We start from the raw sequence: 20,868 nt of genomic DNA, 5'->3' as shown, positions 1-20,868 counted from the left end.
AGGCCGTCTGAAAAGTTTTCAGACGGCCTTTTATTTTTACAGCAACACAATATCGTATTGTTCCTGCGTGTAGGCGGTTTCGACTGCCAGTGAAATCGGCTTGCCGATAAAGTCTATCAACATCGCCAGCGATTGTGATTCTTCGTCTAGGAACAAGTCGATGACATTCGGAGCGGCCAAAATGCGGAAGGCTTGGACATCGTAGCGGCGCGCTTCGCGGACGATTTCGCGTTGGATTTCGTAGCACACGGTTTGCGGAGTTTTCAGACGGCCTCGGCCTTGGCAGGAAGGGCAGGGTTCGCAGAGGATTTGGCTTAAGTTTTCACGCGAACGTTTGCGGGTCAGTTCGACAAGGCCCAGACTGGTAAAGCCGTTGAGGGTGACGCGGGTGCGGTCGAAACTGAGGGCTTTGGCAAGCTCTTGCAGGACGGCTTCGCGGTGGATTTCCTGCGCCATATCGATGAAGTCGATGATGATGATGCCGCCGAGATTGCGCAGGCGAAGTTCGCGGGCGATGGTGTGGCAGGCTTCGAGGTTGGTGCGGAAGATGGTTTCATCAAAATTGCGCGCGCCGACAAAGCCGCCGGTGTTGACATCGATGGTGGTCATGGCTTCGGTGGACTCGATGATGAGGTAGCTGCCGAAGTTGAGATTGACGCGCGGTTGCAGGGCGCGGGCGATTTCCTGCTCGATGTTGTGGGTTTCAAATAGGGGGCGTTCGCCTTTGAACAGCTCGATTCTGCCTAATGCGCCTTGAACGTATTGTTCGGCAAACTGGGTCATGCGGCGGTGGTTTTCGGTGGAATCAACCAGGATTTTGTGCGTATCGAGGCTGAACATATCGCGCAAAACGCGCAGGCTCAAAGGCAAATCTTGATAGAGCAGGGTTTCGGGCGGCTGGATTTTCGCTTGTTTTTGAATGTGTTCCCACACTTTGGTCAGATAGTTGATGTCTGATTGCAGTTGCTCATCGGAGGCGTTTTCAGCGTTGGTGCGGATGATGTAGCCGTGGCAGGCGTTTTCGGGCAGCAGATTGTTGAGGCGCTCCCTCAAACTGCTGCGTTCGGCATCATCCTCGATGCGTTGGGAAATGCCGATGTGGTCTTCTTGCGGAAGATGGACGAGGAAACGGCCGGCCAGTGAGATTTGGGTGGATAGGCGCGCGCCTTTGGTGTTGATGGGGTCTTTAATGACCTGAACCAAGACAGACTGGCCTTCAAAGAGCATGTGTTCGATGCGTTGGGTTTCGTCCGGATTGCGGCGTTGTTCGAGGACGTCGACAATATGCAAAAACGCAGCGCGTTCCAAGCCGATATCGATGAACGCGCTTTGCATGCCGGGAAGGACGCGTTTGACGACGCCTAAATAAATATTGCCGACCAAGCTATGGCCGCTGTTGCGCTCGATGTGCAGCTCGCAGATATTGTTCTCTTCCAAAACAGCCACACGCGTTTCTTGCGGCGTAATGTTGACGAGGACGGTTTCGGGCGGACGCACGGCGTCCTTGGGGATGGGAATTCCTGAAAGCATGGCGATACCTGATTTTGAATAGAAAAACTTTTGCGATGTGTTCTTCTCCAAAAAACAAATGGCAAAAGTCATTCTGCGAAAGCGCTTATCATACTTTAATTATGGTTTTTCCGCATCTGCACAAATGTTTATGGCCAAGAGGCCGTCTGAATGTTTTTTACAACCGTACGGCGGGAATACTTGTAAAATAGCACCTATGCCCATATAGTCATGAACATTGGTATTTTGGAAGAAATCATGCAAACCGTTACTGTTTATACCGGTCCATATTGCCCGTACTGCACCATGGCGAAAAGGCTGTTGCAGGCGGTGGGTGTGAAAGAAATCAACGAAATCCGCATCGACGGCAATCCGGAAGTTTTTGCCGAAATGCAGCAGCTTTCCGGTCAGCGCAGCGTGCCGCAGATTTTTATCGGCGACACCCATGTCGGTGGCTTTACTGATTTGTACCGCTTGCAGCAGGAAGGCAAGTTGGACGAATTACTGAATCCTTAACCCTTAACTTAGGAAAATAAAATGAGCGAAGAATTGCAACCCGTATTCAGCGTTGAGCGTCTGTATGTAAAAGACTTGTCTTTGGAAGTGCCTCACGCACCACAAATCTTCTTGGAACAAGGCGAGCCTGAAGTCGATATGCGCGTTTCTACCGGCAACACCAAACTGGAAGACGGCTTCTACAGCGTTGACGTTACCGTGACCGTAACTGCCAAACTGAACGAAGAGCGCACCATGTTCTTGAACGAAGTTACCCAAAGCGGCATCTTCCGTTTGGAAAACATTCCTGAAGAAGACGTACAACTGCTGCTGGGCGTTGCTTGTCCGAACATCCTGTTCCCTTACGCACGCGAAGCCATTTCCAACAGCGTAACCCGCGCTGGCTTCCCACCTGTACTGCTTGCTCCGATCAACTTCGAAGCAATCTACCAAGAGCAACAGGGAGCTAACGCTTAATCGCGTTATACCTAAATTAAGGCCGTCTGAAACATTGCGTTCAGACGGCCTTTTTTATTTGAAAATTAGGACATAAGAAAAATCTATAATAAAAAAAGTTCATATATTAATGTAATAAGTATATAATGATACCGTTTATCATTACGATAATATTTTTAATTTTATAGGTTTATATACCATTTAAAATCAATAAATTAGAATTTTATCCAGTAAGTAGATTCTATTAATTAAGGAAATAGTTGTGAAACCTGATTTTCAAATGAAAACAATTTGTTTGTTATTAGTGCTGCCTTGCCAAACTGTTTTTGCAGATACGGGACATCAAGAAGTTGAACATGTAGATATGGATACGGTCAAGGTCAGTGGCAAACGGCAGGCACAAAGTAATACCGAGCGCAGTCAGTCTTATACAATCGGAACGATGGCAACGGCGACTGGGTTGCGTATTTCAGGCAAGGATACGCCGCAGTCGGTGAGCGTAATGACGCGTCGGCAGCTAGATGATAAAGCAATATATTCTTTAGAAGATGCAATGAAAAACACTACGGGAATCAACGTGGTTCGCGATTCGGGCCTACAAACTCGTTTTTTGTCTCGTGGTTTCTATGTTGATCAGATTGGTGAAGACGGTATTACTACTAATGTGTCTGGACGTTCGGGCTATACGGCAAAAATCGATGTCTCACCCAGTACAGACCTGGCTGTTTATGATCACATTGAGGTTGTCAGAGGTGCAACCGGTCTTACTCAGTCCAATTCTGAACCGGGTGGAACCATTAATTTAATCCGTAAGCGGCCAACAGCTCTGTTTAAGCATACAGGTGAAATCAGCACTGACCATAGGGGCAGCAAGCGTTTGGCTTTGGATGTATCTGGAAGCTTGAATAATGAACATACGGTACGTGGTAGGCTGGTTGGTGTTCATGAGGACCACCGTTCTTTTAAAGAGGGTGTATGGAACAAGAAAGACATGGTTTATGGCGTGATCGATACGGATTTGAGTGATAACAGTATGCTGACTTTGGGTGGTACTTATCAGAAAAATAAAGATATTCCCGATTTTGCCGGCGTGATTTTACCTTGTGAGGATCAAAAAACTGCGGCCTTCAGCTCCAGTCCGGCTTGTAACAATCCTTTGAAATTGCCACGTAATACTTATTTGGGTGAAACCTCATGGTCACGCCTGAATGCTGATAAATACAATATTTTTTCCGGTTTCAAACATGTCTTTGACAATGGATGGCAACTCAATGCCGAAATTTCTTATACGCGTAATGATTCAGATGCCAAAGTCGGACAATTTTTTCTGAAAAACGAACACGCGGCAGGTATTTCAGCATCTGCGGCAACAGGTTTCCTAACTGAAAAGGGAGAGGTGATCCCTTTTGAGCCTAAAGACAAGGCGTTGGCAAAATTAAAAGAATATCGTGATGGCGTCACGAAAACATATGAAGAGAAAAAAGCAGATTACGTTGCCCATCATTTCGATGCATCTGCTTTTGAACAATATCGCTCCCAAAGGGCGGCAGCACGTCGGGCAGGTTTTGATCAATGTATGCAGGACATTGGTTTGGATTTCCTGTGCAACGACTGGCAGGATCCGGGTGTAGAAGTAGATAAAAAAGAGTTTGTTGATAAGGAGCTTGCAAAGCAAGGCATTATTAACAATGCAGAAGGCCTGTTTCCCAACCGTCTATACGACTCAGCATACAATCTTCGCCACACATACAACCGCCGTTACAACTTCATGCCGTTGCACTATACCAAACATGATGTGCAATGGGGCTTTAAGCTGGATCTGACAGGTAACTACCGCCTGCTTGGACGTGAACATGATTTCTTTATCGGTTATGCGTATAACAATGAAAAAATCCGTTCTGCCTATACGGAAATATATCAAAACCGTTATTTTGTCCGTCCTCAAGGTTATGCAGGTGCAGGCAGTTGCGGCATTCATCCCGATGGTCCGGAGCGTAATCCTTTAGAAAAAGGCATTGTCGAACCAGATTGGCATATTTATAACGAAAAAGGTAATAACAAAATCTATGTGCCGGAATGTAGTGGCGCGCATGTTACCAAATATACTCCCCGTTTGGATGCAGAGGGTAAGCCTGTCTGGACAGTCAACGACAATGGTGAGCGCGTAATGGTGCAAGATCCTGTTTACGAATTGGATGCAAATGGAAACAAAATACAGGAGCGGGATGAAGAGGGAAATTTGAAATGGGCAAACCAATATCTGAAAACGCCGTTGTGGAAAACTGTTCAGGTTGCAGATGATCATGTTCCGGCGTTATACAATTATTCGAAATACCTTAACACGAATAAAACACATTCTTTGACTGTCAGCACCCGCTTTAATGCAACCAACCGCCTACATCTCTTGGGTGGTATGCACTATACGCGTTATGAAACCACACAAGCCAAAGAAATGCCTGTACGCTACGGCCAGCCTGCTACGGCATTCCAAACTGAGAGCAGTAACAAAATCGACAAAGAACACTACACCTCAAAAATGCAAAGTCATCGGTTTACGCCATATGCAGGCATTACCTACGACCTGACGCCGCAACAAAGCCTGTATGCCAGCTATACTAAGATTTTTAAACAACAGGATAACGTTGATGTAACCAGCAAATCCGTTCTTCCACCACTCATCGGGACTAACTATGAAATAGGTTGGAAAGGGTCGTTCTTGCAAGGCCGTCTGAATGCTTCGCTTGCCTTGTTTGTTTTACAGCAGAAAAACCGTACCGTTGTCGATTTCGGATTTGTTCCTGATACTAGTAGTAACGGAGGCTCATTCCAAACCATCGCTAAACCTGTGGGTAAGGTTAAGAGCAGCGGTGCAGAACTTGAATTGGCTGGCGAATTGTCGGAAAACTGGCGTATTTTTGTTGGCTACACATATAACAAAAGTAAGTATAAAAATGCGGCAGAAGTCAATGCGGAGCGGTTGGAGAAAAATACGACTGCCGACCCGTATAACTTCAGTAACTTCACGCCGGTACATATGTTCCGCCTCGGTACAAGCTACCGCTTGCCTCAAACTAAGTTAACCTTGGGTGGCGGAATATCTGCACAAAGTCGTACAAGTAGCCTTTACAATATTCGCCAAGGAGGCTACGGACTTATAGATGGCTTTGTTCAATATGACTTTCACAAACACGGCAGAATCAGCCTGATAGGAACTAACCTGGCTGACAGGACGTATTTTGAAAATAACTACAACCGTACGCGAGGTCAAAACAATTTCTATGGCGAACCGCGGACAGTTAAACTGAAATTGGATTGGCATTTCTAGAGAGAATGGATAATGATTGGGTATGTAAACATTATTGGCTAAATTCATAAAAGTATGGGTTGAATATCCTTCTTTTTTGAAAGCTGTTTCCTAACAATGGCTGAAGTTGATTCGATAGCCGGCGTATTTTCAAATATTAATTCGTTTCAAGTATTCAGCTTTGAAGGCCGTCTGAAACATTGCGTTCAGACGGCCTTTTTGTTTTCGGATAAAATACAGCAAACTTTCAATCAGCTGCCTTTTAAGATGACGCCCGAAACCCAAAAACAGCTCAAAATTACCGATGTCTCTGCTAAGAAGCTCGAAAAACTCAACCTCCATACCGCATGGGATTTGGTGTTGCACCTGCCGCTGCGTTACGAGGACGAGACGCACATCATGCCGATTAAGGATGCGCCGATCGGCGTGCCGTGTCAGGTTGAGGGCGAGGTCATCCATCAGGAAGTCACGTTCAAACCGCGCAAGCAGCTGATTGTCCAAATCGCCGACGGTTCCGGCAGCGTCCTTTTTTTGCGTTTCATCCACTTTTACGCCAGCAACCAGAAACAGATGGCGGTCGGCAAACGCATCCGAGCCGTGGGCGAAATCAAACACGGGTTTCACGGCGACGAGATGATTCATCCCAAAATCCGCGATGCCGAGAGCAGCGGTTTGGCGGAAAGCCTCACGCCGATTTATCCGACCGTAAATGGTTTGAACCAGCCCACTTTGCGTCGCATCATTCAGACGGCGTTGGACGTTACGCCGCTACACGACACGCTGCCCGATGCCTTATTGAGTCGTCTGAAACTACCGCACCTTGCCGAAAGCCTGCGCCTTTTGCATTCGCCGCCGCCGAGTTTCACCATCCACCAGCTTTCCGACGGCGCGCTACCCGCATGGCAGCGGCTTAAATTCGACGAACTTTTGGCGCAACAGCTTTCCATGCGCTTGGCGCGGCAGAAGCGTGTCAGCGGCTCAGCCACGGCATTGGGCGGCGACGGCATATTGACTCAAGCCTTGCGCCACGCCTTACCGTTTGCCCTGACCGATGCCCAAGAAAGAGTCGTGTCCGAAATCTGCCGCGATATGGCGCAAACCCACCCCATGCACCGCCTGCTGCAAGGCGATGTCGGCAGTGGCAAAACCATCGTTGCCGCCTTGTCTGCTTTGACCGCCATTGAATCTGGCGCGCAGGTGGCTGTAATGGCACCAACTGAAATCCTTGCAGAACAGCATTTTATCAAGTTCAAACAATGGCTTGAGCCGTTAGGCCTTGAAGTCGTTTGGCTTTCCGGCAGCCAGCGCAAAAAAGCCAAAGATGAAGCCAAAGCCAAACTCGCCGATGGCACCGTCAAAATCGCCGTCGGCACGCACGCCCTGTTTTCAGACGACGTCGAGTTCCAAAATCTGGGCTTGGTGATTGTGGACGAACAACACCGGTTCGGCGTTGCCCAACGTCTCGCCCTCAAAAGCAAAGGGCGCGACGTCCACCAGCTGATGATGTCCGCCACGCCCATCCCGCGCACGCTCGCCATGAGTTTCTTCGCCGACTTGGACGTGTCCGTCATCGACGAATTGCCGCCCGGGCGCACCCCGATTAAAACCCGCCTAGTCAACAACATCCGCCGCGCCGAAGTCGAAGGCTTCGTCCTCAACATCTGCCGCAAAGGACAGCAGGCATACTGGGTCTGCCCGCTGATTGAAGAAAGCGAAACCCTGCAACTGCAAACCGCCACCGAAACCCTAGCCCAGCTTCAGGCAGCCTTGCCCGAACTCAACATCGGCTTGGTACACGGGCGCATGAAGGCCGCCGAAAAAGCCGAAGTCATGGCTCAGTTTGCCGCAGGCCATCTGAACGTCTTGGTCGCCACCACCGTCATCGAAGTCGGCGTAGATGTACCCAACGCCGCCCTGATGGTGATCGAACACGCCGAACGCATGGGCTTGGCGCAGCTGCACCAATTACGCGGGCGGGTAGGGCGCGGCGCGGCAGAAAGCGTGTGCGTCCTCCTGTTTGCCGAACCCTTGAGCGAACTCGCTAAAGCGCGGCTGAAAGTCATCTACGAACACACCGACGGCTTCGAAATCGCCCATCAAGACCTCAACATTCGCGGCCCCGGCGAATTTCTCGGCGCGCGCCAAAGTGGCGTCCCCATGCTGCGTTTTGCCAATCTTGAAGAAGACCTGCACCTCTTGGAACAAGCGCGCGAAATCGCGCCCATGTTAATCGAACAAAACCCTGAAATCGTCGAAGCGCATTTGGCAAGATGGCTTTCCAGCAGGGAAGGTTATTTGGGCGTATAAAATTTGCATGAAAAGAAAAAGGCCGTCTGAAAACAGACGGCCTTTGGTTTGGCTGGATAGAGGTTTAGAAACCTTGTGCCAACATAGCATCGGCTACTTTGACAAAACCGGCAATGTTCGCACCGTTGACATAGTTTACTTTATCGCCGACTTTGCCGTATTTCAGGCAGGATTCGTGGATGTTGTGCATGATGTCGAACAGGCGTTGGTCGACTTCTTCACGGGTCCAAGACAGGCGGATGGCGTTTTGGCTCATTTCCAAACCTGAAGTTGCTACGCCGCCGGCGTTGGAGGCTTTGCCCGGAGCGTAGAGGATGCCGGCTTTGATAAATTGTTCGACTGCGCCTAAAGTTGACGGCATGTTCGCACCTTCGGCAACCACATAGCAACCGTTTGCCAGCAGGATTTTGGCAGCGTCTACATCCAATTCGTTTTGGGTGGCGCAAGGCAGGGCAACTTCGGCCGCAATGTTCCACGGTTTTTGGTTTTCAAAGTATTGCAGGCCTTGTTCTTTGGCGTAAGTGGCCACGCGTTCGCGGCGTACTTCTTTCAGCTCGATCAAAGCGGCCAGTTGCGCTTCGGTCATACCGCTATCAGGGAAGAGGACAAAGCCGTTGGAGTCGGAAACGGTCAATACTTTTGCACCCAGTTGGATGGCTTTTTCGGCAGCGTATTGCGCCACGTTACCGGAGCCGGAAATCAACACGCGTTTGCCTTCAATGCTGTCGTTGCGGGTTTCCAACATGGCTTGGGCAAAATACACGCAGCCGTAGCCGGTGGCTTCAGGGCGAATCAGGCTGCCGCCCCATTCGAGGCCTTTGCCGGTCAGGACGGAAGCAAATTCGTTGCGGATTTTTTTGTATTGGCCGAACAGATAGCCGATTTCGCGGCCGCCTACGCCGATGTCGCCGGCAGGAACGTCGGTATCGGCGCCGATGTGGCGGTAGAGTTCGGTCATAAAGGCTTGGCAGAAGCGCATTACTTCGGCATCGGATTTGCCTTTAGGATCAAAGTCGGAACCGCCTTTGCCGCCGCCCATAGGCAGGGTGGTCAGCGCGTTTTTGAAGACTTGTTCAAAAGCGAGGAATTTCAACACGCCCAAATCGACGGTCGGGTGGAAGCGTAAGCCGCCTTTGTAAGGGCCGATGGCGGAGCTCATTTGAATGCGGTAGCCGCGGTTGACTTGGACTTGGCCTTTGTCGTCCATCCAAGTGACGCGGAACATAATCACGCGCTCCGGTTCAACAATACGCTCAAGTAGGCTTTGTTGGGTGTATTTCGGGTTTTTCGCCAAAAACGGATCCAAACTCATGAACACTTCTTCAACAGCTTGGTGGAAGGGTTCTTGGTTGGGGTTGCGTTGTTTAAGATTGGTAAACAGGGTGTTCAGGTCAGTCATTTTTCTACTCCTATTGAGTGAGATATTTCAATATTTATGTTTTGAAATATAGCTGTAAAAATTTTACTTGCCAAGAAAAATTTTACCTAGATTGTTGACATTATTTTTTTACCAATTTGTAAAAATGGAATTATATTTTAAATTCAATTAAAAATATATAAAAATATTTTATTAAATAGATTTAAATAAAAATAAAATACCGAGTAATTAAACTAGAAAATGTTGAAAATTTTTTTGTAAAAATTTAATTCAGCTCATAAATTTGTGTAAATTAGCGCTGAATTGTCAACATTGTTAATGAGTGTACTACGCGAATATGGGGAAGGTTGCCCCATTGAAGACAGAGAGGCAGGCCGTCTGAAAATTCGGTACAATACACAAGAAATTCCCACAACACATACATTAAGGAAACACATGAAAGCCTATCACGACCTTATGCGCCATGTTCTCGACAATGGTATCGACAAATCCGACCGTACCGGCACCGGCACGCGTTCCGTGTTCGGTTACCAAATGCGTTTTGATTTGAGTGAAGGCTTTCCGCTATTGACCACCAAAAAACTGCATCTGCGCTCGATTATTCATGAGCTGCTTTGGTTTCTTAAAGGCGATACCAACATCAAATACCTGAAAGACAACAATGTGTCTATTTGGGACGAATGGGCGGATGAAAACGGCGATTTAGGCCCGGTTTACGGCTACCAATGGCGCAGTTGGCCTGCACCCGACGGCCGCCATATCGACCAAATTGCCAACGTGGTGGAACAAATCAAGAAAAATCCCGACTCGCGCCGTCTGATTGTATCGGCATGGAATCCGGCTTTGGTCGACGAAATGGCCTTACCACCTTGCCACGCGCTGTTTCAGTTTTACGTTGCCAACGGCAAACTGTCCTGCCAACTTTACCAACGCAGCGCCGATATTTTCCTTGGTGTACCGTTCAACATCGCCAGCTACGCATTGTTGACCATGATGATGGCGCAAGTGTGCGGCCTGGAAGCCGGTGAGTTTATCCATACGTTTGGCGATGCGCATTTGTACAGCAACCATATCGAGCAGGCCCAGCTGCAATTAAGCCGTGATTTCCGAAAACTGCCGACCATGAAAATCAACCCTGAAGTCAAAGACTTGTTTGCCTTCAAATTTGAAGACTTCGAATTGGAAGGCTACGATCCGCATCCGCACATCAAAGCAGCCGTATCGGTGTAATCCAAGTTAAAAAACAAAAGACCGTCTGAAACTTCAGACGGCCTTTTTATTTAGGTAGATTTATTGACGTTTCGCGCCATAGCCACCGATTAAGTGTTCGGTTGCATCTTTGTTTTTCAAGCCGTAAGTGCCGCCAATTTCTGCAGCATTGGGGCCGTAAAATTTGCCGTTCAGGTTGCCACTTAACTTGTCATCGGCCGTGCTGACTTTGCCGGAGAAGAGGTTGCCGTCTTTCCAGCTTGCCGTACCTTTGAAATCGTAGTTTTTATCTGCTTTGGATACGCGCTTACCATTTTCCAAAGTATGGAAGTGTGAGTTTGATGTTTCAAAACGGATACCTTTGAGGCCGAAATCAACGATAGCCATGACATTGGAAGTCAACTGACGATTGTTATTATCGGTAACCACATAGGCAGTAGAAATACCTTTGTAGGTGGCTGTACCTTTAGCAGGCAGGGTCGTGAAGACAGTTTCATCGCCCAGGCTTTGGTAGCCTTGGTATACATGTCCTTTAGGGTCGGTGTAATGCGCGAAGGTTTGATATGTCCAGCCGGCCGCAGAAGGATCATGCAACACAATTTCTGTGCCATCGCCAAAATTGATGACATAGACACCGTCGAATTGTTTGTCGAATACCAAGCCATCTTGGTCTGGACGGAAATAGGCTAGATTATTGCTAACATTCTCATTAATTTCTGCTAGTTTAGTTCGATTTTCAAGATTTTTAGCGTGTGAAGTCTTTAATTCTTCAATCTTTGCTTTGATCTCCGTTACTTTTTTATTGTTAACTGGACCTGCTTCTGGATTTTCTTCTTTTTCAAGCTTTTCTTCTTCAGCCTTTAATTTTTTATAATCTTCAGCAATTTTGTCATCCAAAGTTGATTTGCCGTATGCGAATTCGGTATTTTTCTCCTTGCCCGTTTGTTCGCTGACATCAGTTTGAGTATTGCCTTTTGAATATACTTTGGCAATAACAGAAGCGTAACTTGTCCATGTAGGTTGGGTTGCGTTGCCATTAGAGGTCTTATTAAATAATACAACGCCGTCCATTTTGACTTCATCATTGCTGTTAAAGTCAATAGAACTGATCAGACCATTTTGGTTGCGGTCTTGATTGTCCGTTTGGAACATTTTGCCTGCGGCATCTTTGCGGATTTGTACGTTAGGGTTGGATTGCTGTGCACCTTTGGAAGAGATGAAATGTGTGTGCAAAGGCTGGGTAACGTTGGCCGGATCGATTGGAGCTTCATCGGTCAGTTCGGCAAGGTTGTCGGCACTGTTAGTAAGCGTAGTAGACGGAGCTTTCGGAGTGTTGGCATTGCTGTTGTTGGCAGGATTGCCATTGTTGCCAGCAGAGTTGCCGGTATTATTGGTAGGAGTTGCGCCGGTGCTTAAAGCAGATGAACCGCCGCCTCCGCCACCACCGCATGCGGACAAGATGGCTGCGCTGATGGCTGTAAAAACGATGGTTTTAAGTTTGGTTTGGATGTTTGACATGAGATTCCCTGTATGGTTATTCGCTTGATTAAAAGGTCGGAGAGATCGTTTATCTGATTTTTAAACCTTTAATATCTGATAATAACCATAAATCATAAAAAAATAAACAGTTTGTTTGCATTTCTGTACAAAAATTAATCAAAGGGAAGATGGTTGGGTGGATATTTTCTTAGTTAATTGTTTTATATGAATTTATTTTGAATATTTTAGTGAGTTCTATAGCTAGTCTGTTTCTTTTTAACAAACTTTTCAGACGGCCTTTTGAAGATAAAAAAGCAGTCGGACTTTATGGATGCTTTTCTCTCAACGGATAAGCGTATTTCCGTTAAAATACGCCTTCTTTTCCGATTCGAAACATTGCCATGCGCCTTACCCACATCAAACTCTCCGGCTTCAAATCTTTTACCGACCCGACTACGATTCATGTGCCGGGGCAGCTTGTTGCGGTCATCGGGCCGAACGGCTGCGGCAAGTCGAATGTGATTGACGCGGTGCGCTGGGTGTTGGGCGAGGCTTCGGCGAAGCAGCTTCGCGGCGAGAGTATGCAGGACGTGATTTTTAACGGTGCGGCGACGCGCCGTCCTGCGCCGAGGGCTTCGGTGGAGCTGGTGTTTGACAACAGCGACCACAGTTTGCAGGGGGCGTGGGGGCAGTATGCCGAGGTGAGCATCAAGCGACAGCTAACGCGTCAGGGAGAATCGACTTATTTCATCAACAATCAGACCGTGCGCCGCCGCGACATTACTGATTTGTTTCTGGGTACGGGCGTGGGCGCGCGCGGTTATGCCGTCATCGAGCAGGGGATGATTTCACGCATCATCGAAGCGCGGCCGGAGGAGTTGCGCGCCTATATCGAGGAGGCGGCGGGCGTGTCCAAATATAAGGAACGCCGTAAGGAGACGGAAGGCCGTCTGAAAGGCACACGCGAGCATTTACAGCGTTTGGGCGATTTGCAGAACGAGTTGGCGCGTCAGGTGGAAAAGCTCGAGAAACAGGCGGAAACCGCCGAACGCTACAAATCCCTGACCGCGCAGTTGAACCAGCAACAGGATTTGCTCGATTACGCCCAATGGCAGCAATCGCTTGCCGCCGCAGATAAGGCGACCGCGCAGCATCAGTCTTTGCAGGCGCAGCAAGACGAAACCGCTGCGCAGATTCAGGCGTTAAACGACGAAGTCCACGCCTTGCAGACCGCCGAGCAGTCGCAGCAGCAGGCGGTACACGAATTGAGCAACAAACGCGGCGTGTTGCGCGAGCAGATTGCCCGTTTGGAAGAACAAATCCGCCATCAGCAAAACCTGCACCAACGCATCGAACGCGACAAACAGGCGGCGCAGGCGCAGATGCAGCGCATTCATCAAGAGCAGCAGCAAATCCGCGTGAAGCTGGAAGAAAACGAGTTGCAGGTCGAAGAAAAGCAAACCGAATTGGCGGAATGGGCAATGCAGGTTGCCGAACACGAAGAGCGTCTGCCCGAATTGGAAGAAGCCCAAGCCACGCTCAACGCCGCCTTCCAAACCCAGCAGGACGAGGCAAACCGCATCCGCCGCGAGTTGGCGTTGAAGCAGCAGCAGCTTGCCCATGCCGAACAAACCGTTGCCAAGCACGAAGAGCGCAAAGGTCGTCTGAAACAGGAAAACCAAGCCCTGAACCTGCCCGACGAAGCTGAAACCGCTGCCGCGCAGGAAGCCGCCGCCTTGTTGCAAAGCCAGCAAGAGCATTACGAAGAACAAATCATTGCTGCCGAAGAAGCCCTACACGCCTCCCGCGAGGCGTTTCAGACGGCCTCAAACCGCTTCCAAAGCCTGAAACAGCAACACATCACCTTGCAGGCGCAGCAGCAGGCGTTGTCGCAAATCCTGTCGCAACAGCAGGAAGCCGCCGACTTCTGGCAGGCAACCGACCACACCGCCGCGCCGCAGCTGTGGCAACACATCACCGCGCCCGCCGAGTGGCAGCACGCCTTGTCCGTCATCCTTGCCGAACGCCTGCACGCCCGCGCCGTGCCTTCTGGCTTTGTCCCGCCCGTGCCGTTGCCGCAGGGGCAGGCGGCGTGGCTTTCAGACGACCTCTCCGGCGGCATCAAAAAATCCCTGCCCGTACAGGCATTGCTGAACCAAATCCAAGCGCAGCCGCCGTTTCAGACGGCATTGCACCACTGGCTCGACGGCGTATTGTGCGCGCCCGATTTGGGCTACGCCCTCGCGCATCAAAGCGATTTGGGCGCACACCAAATCTGGCTCACGCCCGAAGGCCATCAGGTCGACAAAGTCAGCGTCCTGCTCTATGCCAAACCCGCGCAGGAAAGCCTGATTGCCCAAAAAGCACGCCTTGACGGCATCGCGTCCGAACTGGAAAACCTCGCCCCCGAACTTTCCGCCGCCGAAGCCGCGTTCAAACAGGCGGAAGCAGCCGTGCGCTCGTCCGAAGTGCAACATAAAAACCTGATGCAGCAGCAACAGCAGCACACGCGCCAATACAGTCAAGCGCAGCAACGCGCCGCCGAACTTCTGGTGCGCATCAACCAAGGGCAAATCCGCCGCGAACACATCGAGCGCGAACTGGCGCAGTTGGCAGAAGAGCAGACCGTGTTGCAACACACGTCCGACGGGCTTTCAGACGACATCGTTACTTTGCAGGAAGCCGCCGCCGAACTCGAACACCAACAGCAAACCACCGCGCACAGCCGCCAAGAGCAGCAAGGCCGTCTGAAACAGGCGCAGCTTGCCCTGCTGGAAGCCAACCGCCAATACGGGCTGGCGGAAGTCGCCGTCCACAAGCTCAACCAGCAAAAACAAAACTACCAACAGCAAATCGCCCGGCTCGAACAGCAAACCCTGGACTGGCAGGAACGCCAGCAAGAGCTTGCCCTCGCCTATGAAACCGAGTTCCAAAACGACGAGCAGCACATCAAGCTCGACGAGCTGACCGAAGCCGTACACACGCTGGACGAAGAATACATCGCCGTGCAGGAAAAACTCGCGCAGATTCAGGAGCAGGGCAGGGAGCAATACGCTAAAGTGCAAACTCTGCAAACCCAGTTGCCACAGCTTCAGGCCGCTACCCAAACCGCCCTGTTGCAGCAGCAGGAAGCCCTGATTAACGCCAAACGCTACCATCAAAACCTGACCGAACGTGCCGCCGATTTGGATGCGCTCGAAGCCTTGGCGAAAGAATCGCCGAAAGTATTGAACAGCAGCATCGGCAGCCTCACCCAGCAAATCGAAGCACTCGGCGCCGTCAACCTCGCCGCCCTGCAAGAACTCGAAGAAGCGCGCGAACGCGACGGCTACTACCGCAGCCAGAGCGAAGACGTGCAGGCCGCCATCACCCTTTTGGAAGAAGCCATCGCCCAAATCGACGACAAAACCAAAGAGCGTTTCAAAGAAACCTTCGATGCCGTCAACGGCAAAGTCCAAACCTTCTTCCCGACCCTGTTCGGCGGCGGCGAAGCCACCCTCAAAATGATAGGCGACGACCTCCTGACCGCCGGCGTATCCATCATGGCGCGCCCGCCCGGCAAGAAAAACAGCACCATCCACCTCCTCTCCGGCGGCGAAAAAGCCCTCACCGCCATGAGTCTCGTGTTCGCTCTGTTCAGCCTCAACCCCGCCCCCTTCTGCCTTCTGGACGAAGTCGATGCCCCGCTGGATGATGCCAACACCTCGCGTTTCTGCAACCTGGTCAAAGAAATGTCGGCGCAAACCCAGTTCCTCTACATCTCCCACAACCGCCTGACCATGGAAATGGCAGAGCAGCTCGTCGGCGTAACCATGCAGGAAAAAGGCGTCTCGCGCGTCGTCGCCGTGGACATCAAACAGGCGTTGGAAATGGCGGAGCCGAATTGAGGTAAGAACAAAGGCCGTCTGAAAGAATGAGGAAGAAATCTATAATTTCATCTTCCCATTTTTTCAGACGGCCTTTTTGTATTGGATACAGCGTTATTGTTTTGACGTATCATCTTTGGCGCGTTGAGGTTGCCCCGAGCGTTGGTTGCTGCGGTTGACGGCATCACGCCATGCTTTGCGTTCGGCTTCGATTTTGGCGGCTACTTCGTGAACCATGGTTTCTTGTTTTTTGACGGCCGGCTCTTCTGGTGTGTTGTCGGAAAAGTGGAGACCGTACCACAAGGCGGCGAAAATGCTGCAGACGAAGATAACGGCAATCAGGCCGATGATGGCCTGTTTGCCTGCGAGGGGTTTTTCGGGGGGAGGGACGAGGACATCAAAGCAGTCGGCGCAATCAAGGGCGAAGCAGACGTTTTCGGCTTCTTTGCGGCCGCGCCGGCCTTCTGTGATGTTGAAGGAGATGTGTTGCCCTTCGGCCGGAAGGCGGGTAAGGGTGGTGAAGGCGGCAAGGGCAAGAAAGATTTCTTGGCCTGTGTCTTCTATGGTAGCGGCTCCGAAGCCGCGCTTGCTGTTCCAGCGAGTAATCGTTCCGTAATAGCGCATAATGTATGTGGGGATATTATTATAGGTAACAGTTTTTCCTTGGACTGATTTTAAATCAAAAAGTTTAGTTATTGTCTTAATTTTACACTAGATTTGTCTTGTTGGAAGCAGGCAGGCCGCATGAAGGATTTCAGACGGCCTGTATGGTTTATGCCTACTTATTAAGCACTTTTTGGAATGTGCCGATCAGGTGTTGCGCAATGGCACGGCTGCCGAATTGTTGCAGGCAATCTTGGCGCAAACGGACGGGATCGTAGTTTACATGGTTTTCGTAGAGGGTGAGCAATGCTTTGGTCAGTTCCGGTATGTTTTCGATTGGAACCAGCAGGCCGTTGTCGGAAGTGACGATGGATTCGGGGCCGCCGCAGCGTGTGGCGATAATGGGCAAACCTTGCGACAGTGCTTCGATATAGACGACGCCGAAGGTTTCGGTACGGCTGGCGAGGACGAATGCGTTGCTGTGGCGCATGAGGTCTAGGGTTTGGTCGGTGGTTAATGCGCCGGTAAAGGTAACGGCGTGATTGATGCCCAAGTCGCTTGCCAGTTGTTTCAGACGGCCTTCTTCTGTGCCGCCGCCGCCGATTTTGAGTTTGAGTTGCGGATAGGTTTTGAGTGCTTTGGCAAAAGCAGGCAGGAGCAGGTCGTGGCCTTTGAGGTGGCGCAGGTGGGAGACGCTGCAGAAGGTGAAGTCTTGATTGTTTTTTTCGGGGAACTCGAAATCCTGTTCAAAATTGCCGCCCAGCATATTGGGCAGGTATTGCCAGTCTGTACCGGCGTAGGTTTTTTCGAGAATGCGGCAGAAATCACGGCTGACGGCGAACCGGGCGGCGCTGTGGCGCACGGCTTCGTGCATGGACGGCCATTGGTTTTTGCGGACAAGGCCGCGTGAAATGGCGCTGCTGTGTTCGGTAATTACATAGGGAATGCCGTATTTTTTGAAGATGGCGCAGGCTAAAATGGCGGCGTAGTTGACGCAATGGGCGTGAATTACGTCGGGTTTGCCGTTGTCGGCGATATAGGCTTCAAAAGCTTTCATGCCTGCGTTGACCCAGCGGATGCGGTCGATATCGACAACCGGGCATCGCGGGAAGAAATACATGCTGTCGTAGGCGTAAGTTTTGAGTCCGCCTTGCTGATGGCGGCGTAGGCCGTAGAAGCGCGAGAAGATGGTTTTCGGCTGGCTTCTCAAGTAGCGGAACATGGGCACGACCATGCCGATTTTCATGCCTTCGCGTTGCAGGGCTTGGGCTTGGAGGCGAAAAAAGATTCCGTCCACATCAGTTTCGGAAGAAGGATACCAAGAGGGGATAACGACAATATGCATGATGTATTTTTTATGGAAGTAGATAACGGCGAGGCCGTCTGAAAAGAAAAGATATCTTTCAGACGGCCTTTTGTCTATTTAGTTCAATCAGTTGCCGGCAACTGTCATTTTGGAAACCAAGATGGAGCCGATTTGGTTGGACGAACGGCGTAATGCGTCGTCTGCCACGCCGATGATGTCGCGGTACATATCCTGCAAACGTCCGGCAATGGTGATTTCCTGAACCGGATAGGCAATGACGCCGTTTTCCACCCAAAAACCGGCTGCGCCGCGCGAGTAGTCGCCGGTAATGCCGTTGACGCCTTGACCCATTAATTCGGTAACCAGCAAACCCGTCCCCATTTCTTTCAACAGGTCGGCCTGCGTGGCATGGGTGTGGTTCAGATACAGATTGTGCGCGCCGCCGGCATTGCCCGTTGTCTGCATGCCGAGTTTTTTCGCGCTGTAACTGCTGAGGAAATAGCCTTCGACTATGCCGTCTTTCACCACAAAACGCGGCTGCGTGGCCACGCCTTCGGCATCGAAATAAGTGCTGCGGAACGAGCGCAGGATATGCGGTTCTTCGCGCAGGCTGAGAAACTCGGGCAGCACCTGTTTGCCGATGCTGTCAATCAGAAAGCTGCTTTGACGGTAGAGCGCGCCGCCGCTGAGTGCGCCGATAAGGTGGCCGATTAAGCCGACTGCGACGGTGGTGTCGAACAGTACGGGATAGCTGCCGGTCGGAACGCTGCGGCTGTTCAGACGGCGTAAAGTCCGTTCGGCTGCAGTTTGGCCGATGAGTTCGGGCGCGTCCATGTCTTCGTGACGGCAGGAAGAATCATACCAATAGTCGCGCTGCATGCCGTGTTCGTCGCTGGCGACCACGCTGCAAGAAATGCTGTGGTGCGTGCTTTGCTGATGTGCGGCAAAGCCGTGGGCGTTGCCGTAAACATATTGGTAATGGCCGGTATGAACCGATGCGCCTTCGGAATTTTCAATGCGTTTGTCTGTTGACAGCGCAGCCTGTTCGCATTGCTTGGCCAAATCGATGGCGGATTCGGTACTTAAATCCCATTCGTGGTAGCGGTCGAGGTCGCCGATATGGGTTGCCATCAAGGCAGCATCGGCAAGGCCGGCGCAATCGTCTTCGGCGGTATAGCGTGCAATATCAATGGCGGCTTTGACCGTATCTTGCAGGGCGCGTTCGGAGAAGTCGGCCGTGCTGGCACGGCCTTTGCGTTGGCCGACATAGACTGTAATGTCTAAAGATTTGTCTTGTTGGAACTCGATTTGTTCGATTTCGCCCAAGCGCACGCTGACGCTTTGACCGAGCGACTCGCTGAAATCGGCTTCGGCCGAGGTAGCGCCGGATTGTTTGGCCAAATCCAGCGTGTGTCCGCACAAGCGCAACAGCTCGTCCGGTGTGTGGTTAAACAGCATAAAAAGGTTTCCTGACAGGGTTTTGCGGCATTTTAACCGTTTCAGACGGCCTCTGCAAAAATCGCACGGAAAGGCCGTCTGAAAACTGATAAAATAGGCAGATTCAGAAAATCAGGGAAACACAATGTTTGAACAAGAAGACGAATGGGTCAGCAAAACCCAAATGAAAAAGCAGATGAACGATTTGCAGGCTTTGGGTATGGAATTGACCAAACTCTCCAGCGATACGTTGAAAAAAATCGGCTTGGACGAAGAGCTGTTCGAGGCCATCGTTACCTATAAAAAAATCACCTCCAACAGCGCACTCAAACGCCAAGCACAATTTATCGGCCGCCTGATGCGCGATACCGACCCTGCGCCCATCGAAGCCTATTTGGCCAAACTGCGCGGCGACAATACGGTGCACAATGCCTTTTTGCAACGCGTCGAGCAGGCGCGTACCCGACTGTTGGCAGACGATGGCTCGATTACCCAATTTATGGCCGATTTTCCGCAAGCCGACGCCGGCAAATTACGCACCTTGATCCGCAACACTAAAAAAGAGCAGGAACAAAACAAACCGCCGAAAAACTTCCGCGCGCTGTTCCAAGAAATTAAAGCAGTGATGGAGGCCGGTCAATTCGATGCTTCAGAAGAAGGGCAGGATTGGGAGGAATAAACCTCAAGGCCGTCTGAAAACGGATTGCGGTTTTCAGACGGCCTGTATCGTAATGCCGAAGGAGGATGACCATGAAATTTCGCCGCTTTGTACCTGCCTTGTTAATTAGTGCACTAACCCTCAATGGTTGTACTAACGATCTTTGGGAAAGAAATAGCCCGTTCCATAAAACCACAACCGAAAAAACCGTTGCCAAAGACAATATTCAAGCATTTGGCGTGGTTGCCAAAGACAATACGCAGTTGGAAAAAGGCAGCTTGGTCATGATGGGCGGAAAATATTGGTTTGTCGTTAATTCTAAAGATTCGGCCAAGTTGAAGGCGATCTTGGATGCTAAGCTGAGCAAACGGTTTCAAATGGTTCGGCAAAACCCAAAACAGGTGTATGAGGCTTTGCCGGTTGAATTGAAATCCCCTGAAGCGCAAACTTTCCGCTCGAATTTCTGCCTGCGTTACGATACTCAAAAAGTTGCCGAGATTGTCAAGTTGAAACAACTGGCGTTCAAGCCGGTTGAGCTCGATGGTAAAACTGTCTACACACGGTGTATTTCTGCCGAAGGTCATTATTACGCAACGCCGAAAAATGTTGCCGAAGACCGCCATTTTGACACTGCCGTTCCAGTCAGAATTTATTATACGGAAACCAAAACAAGCACCGATGTTTGGAAGTTGACGGGGAATATCCTGAAAACGCCATTGGCGCTGGCTTTGGATGCAGTCGGCGTAGTGATAGCAGGCTCCTATGCCGTGATCGGTGAAATTGTCGATGATTCACGCAAATAATATCCAAGGCCGTCTGAAAACGGATTGCAGGTTTCAGACGGCCTGGCCCTTAAAATAA

14 protein-coding genes are annotated in these 20,868 nt (G+C 50.4%); 8 read left to right on the top strand and 6 right to left on the bottom strand.

Annotation, left to right across the window (positions count from 1 at the left end):
- Positions 1 to 36 precede the first annotated feature (36 nt).
- Positions 37 to 1,530, bottom strand: a complete 1,494-nt coding sequence (locus HMPREF2871_RS01675) for an Rne/Rng family ribonuclease (protein WP_049344152.1) — start codon at positions 1,528 to 1,530, stop codon at positions 37 to 39.
- A gap of 237 nt (positions 1,531 to 1,767) precedes the next feature.
- Between HMPREF2871_RS01675 and grxC the strand changes: the two genes are divergently transcribed.
- The 4 genes from grxC (at position 1,768) to recG (ending at position 8,071) form a co-directional block, all read left to right on the top strand.
- On the top strand, positions 1,768 to 2,025 hold the full coding sequence (gene grxC, locus HMPREF2871_RS01670; protein WP_003684090.1) for a glutaredoxin 3: 258 nt from the start codon (positions 1,768 to 1,770) through the stop codon (positions 2,023 to 2,025).
- Between the two features lie 21 nt (positions 2,026 to 2,046).
- Positions 2,047 to 2,481: a protein-export chaperone SecB gene (gene secB, locus HMPREF2871_RS01665; protein WP_003682271.1), complete on the top strand. Its 435-nt coding sequence runs from the start codon at positions 2,047 to 2,049 to the stop codon at positions 2,479 to 2,481.
- 259 nt (positions 2,482 to 2,740) lie between these two features.
- Positions 2,741 to 5,785 (top strand): TonB-dependent siderophore receptor, encoded by a 3,045-nt coding sequence (locus tag HMPREF2871_RS01660; protein ID WP_049344154.1) that lies wholly within the window; start codon positions 2,741 to 2,743, stop codon positions 5,783 to 5,785.
- Between the two features lie 246 nt (positions 5,786 to 6,031).
- A complete protein-coding gene (gene recG, locus HMPREF2871_RS01655) occupies positions 6,032 to 8,071 on the top strand; it encodes an ATP-dependent DNA helicase RecG (protein ID WP_039862031.1) in 2,040 nt (679 codons plus the stop codon).
- A 64-nt stretch (positions 8,072 to 8,135) separates the two neighbouring features.
- On the opposite strand, the gene gdhA is transcribed toward recG, so the two are convergent.
- Entirely contained in the window at positions 8,136 to 9,470 is a 1,335-nt protein-coding gene (gdhA, locus tag HMPREF2871_RS01650; protein WP_039861980.1) for an NADP-specific glutamate dehydrogenase, read from the bottom strand.
- 414 nt (positions 9,471 to 9,884) lie between these two features.
- On the opposite strand from gdhA, the gene HMPREF2871_RS01645 reads away from it, so the two are divergent.
- On the top strand, positions 9,885 to 10,679 hold the full coding sequence (locus HMPREF2871_RS01645) for a thymidylate synthase (RefSeq protein ID WP_039861983.1): 795 nt from the start codon (positions 9,885 to 9,887) through the stop codon (positions 10,677 to 10,679).
- Positions 10,680 to 10,739: 60 nt separating this feature from the next.
- On the opposite strand, the gene HMPREF2871_RS01640 is transcribed toward HMPREF2871_RS01645, so the two are convergent.
- Positions 10,740 to 12,176: a transferrin-binding protein-like solute binding protein gene (locus HMPREF2871_RS01640; RefSeq protein WP_004519414.1), complete on the bottom strand. Its 1,437-nt coding sequence runs from the start codon at positions 12,174 to 12,176 to the stop codon at positions 10,740 to 10,742.
- A gap of 362 nt (positions 12,177 to 12,538) precedes the next feature.
- On the opposite strand from HMPREF2871_RS01640, the gene smc reads away from it, so the two are divergent.
- Positions 12,539 to 16,024 (top strand): chromosome segregation protein SMC, encoded by a 3,486-nt coding sequence (gene smc, locus HMPREF2871_RS01635; protein ID WP_049344058.1) that lies wholly within the window; start codon positions 12,539 to 12,541, stop codon positions 16,022 to 16,024.
- A gap of 93 nt (positions 16,025 to 16,117) precedes the next feature.
- Here the strand turns inward: smc and HMPREF2871_RS01630 are convergent, their stop codons facing one another.
- The 3 genes from HMPREF2871_RS01630 to pmbA form a co-directional block, all read right to left on the bottom strand.
- The gene (locus HMPREF2871_RS01630; RefSeq protein ID WP_049344060.1) at positions 16,118 to 16,627 is read right to left on the bottom strand and encodes a cold-shock protein; all 510 of its coding nucleotides are present in this window, start codon (positions 16,625 to 16,627) and stop codon (positions 16,118 to 16,120) included.
- A 154-nt stretch (positions 16,628 to 16,781) separates the two neighbouring features.
- On the bottom strand, positions 16,782 to 17,951 hold the full coding sequence (locus HMPREF2871_RS01625; protein ID WP_049344062.1) for a glycosyltransferase: 1,170 nt from the start codon (positions 17,949 to 17,951) through the stop codon (positions 16,782 to 16,784).
- A gap of 87 nt (positions 17,952 to 18,038) precedes the next feature.
- Positions 18,039 to 19,370: a metalloprotease PmbA gene (pmbA, locus tag HMPREF2871_RS01620; protein ID WP_070588341.1), complete on the bottom strand. Its 1,332-nt coding sequence runs from the start codon at positions 19,368 to 19,370 to the stop codon at positions 18,039 to 18,041.
- A gap of 124 nt (positions 19,371 to 19,494) precedes the next feature.
- On the opposite strand from pmbA, the gene yjgA reads away from it, so the two are divergent.
- Both yjgA and HMPREF2871_RS01610 read left to right on the top strand, forming a co-directional pair.
- The gene (gene yjgA / locus HMPREF2871_RS01615) at positions 19,495 to 20,028 is read left to right on the top strand and encodes a ribosome biogenesis factor YjgA (RefSeq protein WP_049344065.1); all 534 of its coding nucleotides are present in this window, start codon (positions 19,495 to 19,497) and stop codon (positions 20,026 to 20,028) included.
- Positions 20,029 to 20,099: 71 nt separating this feature from the next.
- Positions 20,100 to 20,810 carry a hypothetical protein gene (locus HMPREF2871_RS01610; RefSeq protein WP_049344067.1) on the top strand — a complete coding sequence of 237 codons (711 nt, stop codon included), beginning with the start codon at positions 20,100 to 20,102 and terminating at the stop codon, positions 20,808 to 20,810.
- Positions 20,811 to 20,868 lie beyond the last annotated feature (58 nt).

This window comes from Neisseria sp. HMSC067G12, assembly GCF_001812725.1.
Classification (GTDB): Bacteria; Pseudomonadota; Gammaproteobacteria; order Burkholderiales; family Neisseriaceae; genus Neisseria; species Neisseria perflava.
Note: the sequence above shows the minus strand (reverse complement) of the source record. Positions and strands in the feature narration are given on the sequence as shown.

What these genes read in the sequence shown, in the direction of transcription:
- recG (WP_039862031.1), top strand. Translation starts at nt 6,032, where the DNA reads ATGACGCCCGAAACCCAAAAACAGCTCAAAATTACCGATGTCTCTGCT.
- HMPREF2871_RS01640 (WP_004519414.1), bottom strand. Translation starts at nt 12,176, where the DNA reads ATGTCAAACATCCAAACCAAACTTAAAACCATCGTTTTTACAGCCATC.
- grxC (WP_003684090.1), top strand. Translation starts at nt 1,768, where the DNA reads ATGCAAACCGTTACTGTTTATACCGGTCCATATTGCCCGTACTGCACC.
- HMPREF2871_RS01625 (WP_049344062.1), bottom strand. Translation starts at nt 17,951, where the DNA reads ATGCATATTGTCGTTATCCCCTCTTGGTATCCTTCTTCCGAAACTGAT.
- HMPREF2871_RS01675 (WP_049344152.1), bottom strand. Translation starts at nt 1,530, where the DNA reads ATGCTTTCAGGAATTCCCATCCCCAAGGACGCCGTGCGTCCGCCCGAA.
- secB (WP_003682271.1), top strand. Translation starts at nt 2,047, where the DNA reads ATGAGCGAAGAATTGCAACCCGTATTCAGCGTTGAGCGTCTGTATGTA.
- HMPREF2871_RS01630 (WP_049344060.1), bottom strand. Translation starts at nt 16,627, where the DNA reads ATGCGCTATTACGGAACGATTACTCGCTGGAACAGCAAGCGCGGCTTC.
- HMPREF2871_RS01645 (WP_039861983.1), top strand. Translation starts at nt 9,885, where the DNA reads ATGAAAGCCTATCACGACCTTATGCGCCATGTTCTCGACAATGGTATC.
- HMPREF2871_RS01610 (WP_049344067.1), top strand. Translation starts at nt 20,100, where the DNA reads ATGAAATTTCGCCGCTTTGTACCTGCCTTGTTAATTAGTGCACTAACC.
- smc (WP_049344058.1), top strand. Translation starts at nt 12,539, where the DNA reads ATGCGCCTTACCCACATCAAACTCTCCGGCTTCAAATCTTTTACCGAC.
- HMPREF2871_RS01660 (WP_049344154.1), top strand. Translation starts at nt 2,741, where the DNA reads ATGAAAACAATTTGTTTGTTATTAGTGCTGCCTTGCCAAACTGTTTTT.
- yjgA (WP_049344065.1), top strand. Translation starts at nt 19,495, where the DNA reads ATGTTTGAACAAGAAGACGAATGGGTCAGCAAAACCCAAATGAAAAAG.
- gdhA (WP_039861980.1), bottom strand. Translation starts at nt 9,470, where the DNA reads ATGACTGACCTGAACACCCTGTTTACCAATCTTAAACAACGCAACCCC.
- pmbA (WP_070588341.1), bottom strand. Translation starts at nt 19,370, where the DNA reads ATGCTGTTTAACCACACACCGGACGAGCTGTTGCGCTTGTGCGGACAC.